Source organism: Gemmatimonas sp., from assembly GCF_044376735.1.
Lineage (GTDB): Bacteria > Gemmatimonadota > Gemmatimonadetes > Gemmatimonadales > Gemmatimonadaceae > Gemmatimonas.
The window spans coordinates 1-3,110 of the sequence record NZ_JBILKJ010000247.1; the positions used below are offsets into that span (position 1 = coordinate 1).

A 3,110-nucleotide genomic window follows, 5' to 3' on the forward strand; every position below is an offset into this window, starting at 1 on the left:
GCTCCCCAACTATCTCACAGCCACCGGCTTCCCGGACGCCGGCTACGAGACGCGTTGGCCGGCCGACCTGCACATCATCGGCAAGGACATCACGCGCTTTCATGTGGTGATCTGGCCGGCGATGCTCGAAGCGGCGGGGCTGCCGTTGCCGAAGCAGGTGTGGGCCCACGGGTTCGTGCAGCTGGGCGGCGAGCGTTTCTCAAAGAGCGCCGGCGTGAAGCTCGACCTCGGCGAAGCCATCGACCGCTTCGGCGCCGACGCGTTCCGCTACGTCCTGTTGCGCGAAGTCCCCTTCGATAGCGACGGCAACTTCTCCTGGGAGCGCTTCGAAGAGCGCTACACGAGCGATCTGGCCAATGCCTTCGGGAATCTGGCCAGTCGCGCGATCGCGATGGTCGAGAAGTACTTCGACGGCGTCGTACCCGAGGCACCTCGCCCCGACGCCGAGCGCGACGACGACGCCGACGTGGCGGCGTATCACGCCGGCATGAACGGCTCGCGCGGCTGGCTGCTGCACGAAGGACTGGCGGCGGTGTCGCGCATGACAGCGCGCGCCAACGAATACACGGCCGCGACCACTCCCTGGGCCGTCGCCAAGGATCCGGCGCGCGCGGCGGAACTCGCGCAAATTCTCTCGTCGCTCATCCGGCGCATCGCGCGGCAGACCGTACTCCTCGCGCCGTTCATGCCGACGAAAGTCGAAGCCGTCTGGGCGCAGCTCGGCGGGCCGGGCACCGTGGCCACGCAGCGCTTCGATGCGCTCGCCGACCTCGAGCCGGCCGGCTGGCGCGTTCGCAAGGGAGACGGCGTGTTCCCGCGACCCGCGCCAGCCGCTACAACGTGATCACTTCTTAAAGTCGACCGTCGGTGCGGCCCGCGACGCGGCGTCGGTGACTTCGAAATACGTGCGCGGCTTGGCACCCGTGACCTTCGCCGTGAGCACCGCCGGAAACTTGCGGATGTACTCGTTGTAGAGCCGCACGGCGCCGTTGTAGTCGGTGCGCGAGACCGCGATACGGTTCTCGGTGCCGGTGAGCTCATCCTGCAGTTTCAGGAAGTTCTCGTTCGACTTGAGCTCCGGATACGCCTCGACCGTTACCATGAGGCGCCCGAGCGACGACGTGAGCTGCTGATTGGCGTTAGCCAGTTCGGCCGGATCGGAGCCGCCCGGCTTCTGCAACGCACCGACCAGCCCGGCCCGCGCTTGCGTGACGGCCGTCAGCACTTCGCTTTCCTGCGCGGCGAATCCCTTCACGGTATTCACCAGATTCGGAATCAGATCGGCGCGTCGCTGCAGCTGCGCATCGATGTTCTGCTTGGCCTGCGCCGCCTGTTCATCGTACGACTGGATCGTGTTGTAGCCGCAGGCGTTCATGCCGAGTGGCAACGCGAGCGCGACGGTCAGCAGGCGGGCGCGCGAGACCACCCGCGAAACGCGGCGTGACCAAGAGGACGGACTGGAGGGACGCGGCGCAAGCGATACGGTGACCATGGGGTTCCTCATGATTGGACTGGAGAAATGACGGCCGGTGCCGCGGGAGGCGGCGTGAATTGATCGAGATACGTGACGAGGGTGTCCATGCCGCTGAGATACCCCGCCAGCACGGATTCCGTCGCGCCAGGTGCAAGCGCCGTGCCGCGCACCAGCGCCGAGACCGCCATGAATGGCGCGGCGTCGAACCCACATCGCGCGGCCACGTCCTGAATCACGCGCGTCGCGTCGCGCGCCGGCGTGACGCCGTGCAGGCGCAGCACCGCACGAAAAATCACGAGCAACGCGCTATAGCTCGAACGCAGCAGATCGGTCTGGCGCGCCGTGTCGGTGCCGGCCACCATCACACCACGACGCAGACGCAGCAACTTGCCCATGGCTTCCTGCTCCGTCTGCCAGCGCAAATCGTGGAGCGCCACCACCAGATCGGTGAGGGACAGCGTGCCGTGCAACACCCGATGTCGTTCGAGAATGTCGGCGTACTCCATCGGGAAGATGTCCGCCGAACGCAGCCACTCTGGCTCGGTGAGGACGAGCACCGGTGGATTGCCGGCTTCCTGCCACGCGCGCATGGTCTGTCCGAGTTGCCGCGTCTGCGCCAACTCGATCGACGAGACAATCACGAGCACATTGAAGTCGGAGTGCCCGACCACCTGCTCACCGCTGGCGGCCGACCCGTACAACACGACCGCCCGCAGCGCGTCGCCGTGGACCTGTTGCAGTTGCCGGACCAGCTCATCGAGAGACATCGACGCACGTGCCATGGACTTGTTCACCAGTTGGAGCCGCCACCACCACCACTGAATCCGCCGCCACCGCCGAATCCACCGAACCCACCGCCGCCACCACCACCGCCGAATCCACCACCAAATCCACCACTGCTGTGCCATCCCCCCAGCGAGGGGCCAGGCACTGGAATGGGAATGCAGCCCACGCATCCGCGGCGGCGTCCGCGCGCGGAGCTGAGCAACGAGAAGAAAACGACGAGCGCCAGCACTACCATGAACGGTGGAACGCCCGGCGACCGCACCTCGCGTCGGCGCACTTGCGGTGGCGGCACGCCATCGAGCGCGACGCCGAAGTTGGCGGCATAGCGTCCCGCCACGTCGGTCGCGATGCCCTCCAAGGCGCCGGAGTAGTCCTGCGCGCGAAAGCGTGGCGTCTGCTCGCGACAGATCGCCCCCGACATGGCGTCGGTGATAAACCCTTCGGTACCCTGCCCTGTCTCGATGCGGCAGTACCCGCGACCATCATCGGACGTTTCCTTGGGGACAAGCAGAATGATGACGCCGGCGTTGCGTGCCTGATCCCCGATGGCCGCGTCGGCCCCGACCTTCCACTCACGACCAAGCCGCAGCGACACCTCTTCAACGGGACGTCCGCCCAGCGACGGCAGCGTGACGACGACCATGTCGCCCCGCGTGGCGGCGTTGACGCGCGTCGCGAGATCGTTGAGGCGAGCTGCCGCCTCGGGCGTCAGCACCTTGGCGAAGTCGTTGACGTAACCGACTGGAGCCGGCAGCGGCTGGCCGGGTGCGGCCACCTGCCCCCCGGCCGCCGACGACACCGTCGCGACCGCGAGCAGGACCGCCAGCGGGATGGCCAGCATGCCTCGCAT

Annotated in this window: 4 protein-coding genes; 1 reads left to right on the forward strand and 3 read right to left on the reverse strand. The window is 67.2% G+C overall.

Annotated elements, in window-relative coordinates:
• Nucleotides 1-844, forward strand: an 844-nt coding sequence (locus tag ACIRA7_RS16170) for a class I tRNA ligase family protein (protein ID WP_396221865.1), incomplete at its 5' end; no start/stop codon positions are given.
• Here the strand turns inward: ACIRA7_RS16170 and ACIRA7_RS16175 are convergent.
• From ACIRA7_RS16175 to ACIRA7_RS16185, 3 genes are all read right to left on the reverse strand, one after another.
• Nucleotides 845-1,426 carry a LemA family protein gene (locus ACIRA7_RS16175; RefSeq protein ID WP_396221866.1) on the reverse strand — a complete coding sequence of 194 codons (582 nt, stop codon included), beginning with the start codon at nucleotides 1,424-1,426 and terminating at the stop codon, nucleotides 845-847.
• A gap of 74 nt (nucleotides 1,427-1,500) precedes the next feature.
• Nucleotides 1,501-2,256 carry a hypothetical protein gene (locus ACIRA7_RS16180; protein ID WP_396221867.1) on the reverse strand — a complete coding sequence of 252 codons (756 nt, stop codon included), beginning with the start codon at nucleotides 2,254-2,256 and terminating at the stop codon, nucleotides 1,501-1,503.
• An 8-nt stretch (nucleotides 2,257-2,264) separates the two neighbouring features.
• The coding region (locus ACIRA7_RS16185; RefSeq protein ID WP_396221868.1) for a TPM domain-containing protein at nucleotides 2,265-3,110 on the reverse strand (846 nt) is incomplete at its 5' end.